This window comes from Paenibacillus sp. 01T422 (genome assembly GCF_056398785.1).
This window is the reverse complement of record NZ_JBFTQB010000407.1, coordinates 1-5,476: the sequence shown is the minus strand read 5'-3', so window position 1 is coordinate 5,476 and position 5,476 is coordinate 1. Positions and strand designations below refer to the sequence as shown.

Sequence of the window (5,476 nt, the reverse complement as noted above, 5' to 3'; positions counted from 1 at the left end):
GTACGCATCTTCGCCAAGGCCTGTATTCTGCAGCTGCCTCCATACGCGTTGTACCATGGATTCATCTTTGCCTTTATCATCCTCAAGTRCCTTTAAGAATTGCTTGGATCTAGAATCATTGGACAATGGCCAAAGTCGTTTACCGGAACCGCCTGAAAGAAGAACCAATTTCATGAAAACCACGCTCCATTTGATTTATATGTGATACAAGCAAATTATCTAACCAGCGCTTTAGGCCTGGATACACCAATCAAGTCAGGTCGCCCAACGGAATAATACTTGAGCCCAGTACCCTGAATTTGTTCTTGGCTATACACATTGCGGCCGTCTATGAGAATAGGCTGTTCCATGACGAAAATAAGTTGTGACAAGGAGATTGTTTTGAATTCTTCCCAATCCGTTAACAAGCAAATTGCATCGGCGTGGGTTGCGGCTTCCATGGCATTCTCACACCACTGAATGGACGGATGATCGATACGCTCCCTGAATTTATCCATTGCAATAGGATCGTACAACTTCAGTGTCGCTCCTGCTCGGATCAGCGTTTCAACAATTTCAATCGATGGCGCGTAGCGAATATCATCCGTATTGGGCTTGAAAGATAGTCCCCAAATGCCCACAACTTTGCCACTAAGCACTCCAAGCGAAGCTTCCAGCTTAGAAATCACCTTGTAACGCTGCGATTTATTCACTTCAACTACAGACTTGAGCAATTGAAACTCATAATCGACATTGCCGGCAATTTGAATCAAAGCGTCTGTGTCCTTCGGAAAGCAGGAGCCTCCGTAGCCGATACCGGCACTCAGGAAGGACGAACCAATTCGCTTATCTTTCCCCATCCCTTTGGCAACCTCCGTGACATCTGCGCCCACCTTCTCGCAAATATTAGAGATTTCATTGATAAATGAAATTTTCGTCGCTAGAAAAGCATTCGAAGCGTATTTGATCATTTCGGCACTCCGAATACTGGTGATGAAGATCTGATCCGTAAAAGCACGGTGCAGATCTGTGAGTGGTTCAGCCAAACTCTGATTATCCAGCCCAAGCACAATTCGGTCCGGATGCAGGGTATCGTCGATCGCGGAACCTTCGCGCAGAAACTCTGGGATCGATACGATATCAAAAGACTGCTGCGTATTCATCGCAATAATCATTTGAATATGTTCATTCGTACCCACAGGAACTGTGCTTTTCGTTGCAATGATTTTGTAGCCGTTCATAGCCTTGCCAATTTCCATGGCTGCTTGCTCGATATAGGACAAGTTAGCCTCGCCATTAGGCAAGGATGGTGTTCCCACGGCAATGATAATGAGTTCAGATTGATGGATGGCGTGAGCCAGATCCGTTGTGAAAGCTAACCGGCCAGCATGTATATTTTTCTCCATAAGCTGTTCAATGCCAGGCTCGTAGATGGGGGAAATCAGATTTTGCAGCTTTTCGATTTTCTGTACATCCTGATCCACACAGATAACATTATTACCCACCTCAGCGAAGCACACCCCGGAAACTAATCCCACATAGCCTGTTCCAATTACTGCAATATCCATACGATTAATTCCCCTCTCTGAATTGTTGATAAGCTTTAGCCATGTAGATTTTTAATTTCTCCATAAATGTTTTTTCATCGAATTTCTGAGCGTGCTCGACGATTCGCCTCACATCCCATGCATGGTTTTCCACTTCCTGAATAGCCAGCAGCAGATCCTCAACCTCTTGCCGTTTGAAAAACACACCATTCACATGAGGCACAATTGTATCTAACGCGCCACCAGCCTGATAAGCAACGACAGGTCTTCCTGCCGCATTGGCTTCCAGCGGTGTAATGCCGAAATCCTCCTCGCCGGGAAAGATTAATGCTCGACACTCTGCCATCATTTTGGTCACTGAGCTGTCATCTAACCTTCCCAGAAAACGAACATTCCCTTTGGCCATTGCTTTAAGTCTCATCAGATCGGGCCCTTCCCCAACGATATGTAGGGGCAGACCATTTCGGTTAAAGGCTTCTACAGCCAGATCAATACGTTTATAGGACACAAGTCTTGATACGATCAAATAATAATCATCAATGTTCGTCGAGCTATGAAAGCGAGTTGTATTAATCGGTGGAAAAATAACATCGGAATCGCGGTGATAATAATTTCGGATGCGATTTTTGACGACCGAGGAATTCGCGATAAACTGATTCACATTCACTGACGTTTTTTGATCCCATTGCTTGAGCTGATCGATATAAATTTTCAAAAGACGTTTCATCACACTCGATTTGGTTTGCCGCTCCATGTAGGTGTCATAATCCCATGCGAAGCGCATTGGGGTATGGCAGTAACAGAGATGGAAGGTGTTCTTCGGCACCTGAATGCTCTTCATGAACGCACTGCTTGAGCTCAGCACAATATCAAATTCTCGAAAGTCAAAATCCTTAATCGCGAAGGGATAGAGAGGAAGCATTTCTTTAAAATGACTTTTTCCTCCAGGCATTTTTTGCAACCAAGAGGCTCGTATATCCGCATCTCTCAGTTCATCGAGCAGACGATTGTTGCTAAACATGGTCGTATAAATGGGAGCACTCGGGTACATTTGGTGAAAGACTTCAACAACTCTTTCGGCTCCGCCCATTTGAACCAAATAATCATGCGCAATTGCTATTTTCATTTGATCCATCCTTTACTCTCTAAGCGGTCATCACGAATTAGCGATGAAACCTGCATAGTAATGAGTGATTTGGGTAACGGTTCGTTCGATAACAAAGTGTTGCTCCACACGCTTAATGCCATTCTCACTCATGCGGCGTCGCTCCTCCGGATGCTCGAGCAGATAGCGAATTGAATCCGCAAGCACGACTGGTTTCCCTGGTGTAATGAGAAGCCCGGTTTCACCATGCACAACAGTTTCAGTCGGACCCCCTTCGTTCGAAGCAATAACCGGCAAACCGGCTGCCATGCCCTCAACAATAACCTGACCGAATGGCTCAGGTGTGATGGAAGTATGCACCAGAAGATCTGCTTTCTGCATTAAAGCCTGAATATCATCAACATGACCTAGTAAGGTGACATTGTTCAGATTATTGTCGGCGATTTGCTGCAGAAGCTGCTTCTTATAGGCATCTTCTCCGAATAGGGCATCCCCGGCTAACCAGAAATGAACTTGGTCATCAGATTGAAAGGATTTAGCCGCTTCGAGCAAAATATGCTGACCCTTCCACTCTGCCAATCGGCCAACAAGCAAGACTACGTAAGGCTTTCGCCATGCTTTCTCGACGATTGATAGGCCTTTGGATCTGGAATTCGCGAATGCCGAGTATACAACTAATGTTTTCTTCGACTTCGGCAAATTCAATGCATTCAACGTAGATTTGGAATTTGCTATCACGCCATTAGGCAGCAATCGGGACATCAGGCGAATCGCTTGTGCAACGATTGGTTTCAAGTACGGAACGCCAATATGATCCCGAATATGCCAGATGAGTGGAATCCCTGCCCATTTTGCAGCTACAGCTCCATAAAAAGCTGATTTCAACGAATTCGTATGTACACAGGCGACTTTCTCAGCTTTCAGTAATTTGGCTACTCTTTTCCCATAGCTCAGAAGTTCAAAGGCAGCCGATACCGCTTGAAAATTCACGGCATTGCGATTGCGATTACGCACCTTATCACTTAAAGGTAAAACGCGAACATCAATCCCTTTAGCTCTTAACCGATCAACAAGCGCTCCTTCTTCAGCCACAATAACTAGGGGATCAATCTCATTGCCAAAATTCGTAATGAGATTATAAAGAGCGACTTCGCCTCCGCTCCATCTAGCGGTATGATCCAAATAAGCTACTCTCATCTTGTTCACGTCCTCCTCTCTTCCTAGCTGCACCCGATGGGTTATCGTCGTAAGCGTGACTATCAAGACCCATTACAGAATTAAATACGTCATTCACCTGCTCGGAAACTCTTTTCCACGTATAATGCTCTAACACATGATTCCTACACTGCTCACTTGTAGGCCACAACTCAGGATGCTTCAATATGCGAGTTAATCCTGAAGCTATATCACGACTGCTAGTTCCCGAGAACAGCATGTCAGGCCGGTATTTCTCAAGAATTTCACGATTCCCTCCAATCGGAGTTGCCATGACCGGAACCCCCGCTGCCATTGCTTCTACGGTTATTAAACCGAAGCCCTCCAGCGCTTGTGAAGGTACAACGAACAGATCKGCTGCCTGATAATAATCAGCAAGCTCACTATCGGGAATGTAGCCCAACATTCTAACACTAGACTGTAGCCCATACTCGACAATTCGGCTTTCCAGCTCAGCTTGCAGCGGCCCCCTGCCGCCTATTAACAGCACAGCTTCCGGCTTGGATCGTACAACTTCTTTCCAAGCCTCTAGCAGTTGCAGCAGACCCATTCGATTGACCAATCTTCTCAAAGTCAACACGACGGTTTTCCCTTCCGGCAGCTCCAGCTTCTTTCTTATTGAAGAGCGATTCGCTGCTGGCTTGAATCGAGCCACGTCCGCCCCGCCAGGTATGATGTGTATCTTGTCAAGCGGGACGCCGTACTGGCGATGAAGAATATCACGGAAAGTTTCACTTAACACGATGAAGGCATCCGCCAGCTGGTAAGCTTTCATCTCCCAGGTTCTAGCGATCATTGTTTTGAAGCGATGCTTCAAACCCTTGCCCTCAAGCCTTATTTCCTCACTCCATGGACCGTGAAATGTCATAACAACCGGAATATTTCGTGCTTTCGCTTCCATAGCTACGCCCAAACTGTAAGGAGCAAAGTGAGAATAAACGATGTCAACATGCTGCCCATTCATCATCTCTGCGGCTTGGCCACGAAAAGCATCACGCCGTTTGCTCAATTTCAAATCAGTACCGGACACATTGATGACACGAAGACCACTTTTCACTTCCGGCTTATTTGCACTGCATACCAATGCTTCAAGATCATGGTGAGCAGCCAAGCTTTCGCATATATGCTTGAAATAGGTGTTTAACCCACCTGGCTGAGATGAGGGCCAGCCCATTCCGGTGCACAAGATCCGTAAATCATTGTATCGTCGCATAAGCTTTCCCCTCCTTGATTGGCCCATCTTTGGACTGCTTCACACGTTTATGAGCTAATCCAAGCTCATACTGTTTCATGCAGATCAGGAATTCATAAATTCCCCAGAAAAGTGCAACGGCAAGTCCCGGGATTCCCTTTTTATACAAACCATGAACAATATATTTCTGTACGAAACGCAAGGGAGGTCGAACGAGCATCCGCAGCAGGCTAAACCTTTTTCCCATTGCTACTGCGCCCTCTGCCTCCAGATCGGTATATTTATTAAACCGCTGAATATGGTCATGAATGCTGCGGAAACCATAATGCCACAAGACTCCTGGCACGAAGRTGACATCCTCATTCGCCACATTCGGTGTTTCATGCACAAGACTTTCCTTATACTGAATTTGTGAACGGTTATACAATCGAACTAACC

6 protein-coding genes are annotated in these 5,476 nt (G+C 45.9%); all 6 read right to left on the bottom strand.

All coding sequences use genetic code 11. The annotated features are described in order from the left end of the window. Nucleotides 1–174 (bottom strand): sugar phosphate nucleotidyltransferase (locus AC1DUA_RS21530; protein ID WP_477501721.1); only part of this gene is annotated, 174 nt, incomplete at its 3' end. A gap of 41 nt (nucleotides 175–215) precedes the next feature. Next, entirely contained in the window at nucleotides 216–1,547 is a 1,332-nt protein-coding gene (locus tag AC1DUA_RS21525; RefSeq protein WP_477501720.1) for a UDP-glucose dehydrogenase family protein, read from the bottom strand. A gap of 4 nt (nucleotides 1,548–1,551) precedes the next feature. Next, nucleotides 1,552–2,652 carry a glycosyltransferase gene (locus AC1DUA_RS21520; RefSeq protein WP_477501719.1) on the bottom strand — a complete coding sequence of 367 codons (1,101 nt, stop codon included), beginning with the start codon at nucleotides 2,650–2,652 and terminating at the stop codon, nucleotides 1,552–1,554. A gap of 30 nt (nucleotides 2,653–2,682) precedes the next feature. After that, complete coding sequence (locus tag AC1DUA_RS21515; protein ID WP_477501718.1) at nucleotides 2,683–3,828, bottom strand: glycosyltransferase family 4 protein; 1,146 nt, start codon at nucleotides 3,826–3,828, stop codon at nucleotides 2,683–2,685. Next, complete coding sequence (locus tag AC1DUA_RS21510) at nucleotides 3,797–5,059, bottom strand: glycosyltransferase family 4 protein (protein WP_477501717.1); 1,263 nt, start codon at nucleotides 5,057–5,059, stop codon at nucleotides 3,797–3,799. Before AC1DUA_RS21510 ends, AC1DUA_RS21515 begins: the two co-directional genes overlap by 32 nt. Next, nucleotides 5,043–5,476 (bottom strand): glycosyltransferase family protein (locus tag AC1DUA_RS21505; protein WP_477501716.1); only part of this gene is annotated, 434 nt, incomplete at its 5' end. The genes AC1DUA_RS21505 and AC1DUA_RS21510, both read right to left, overlap by 17 nt.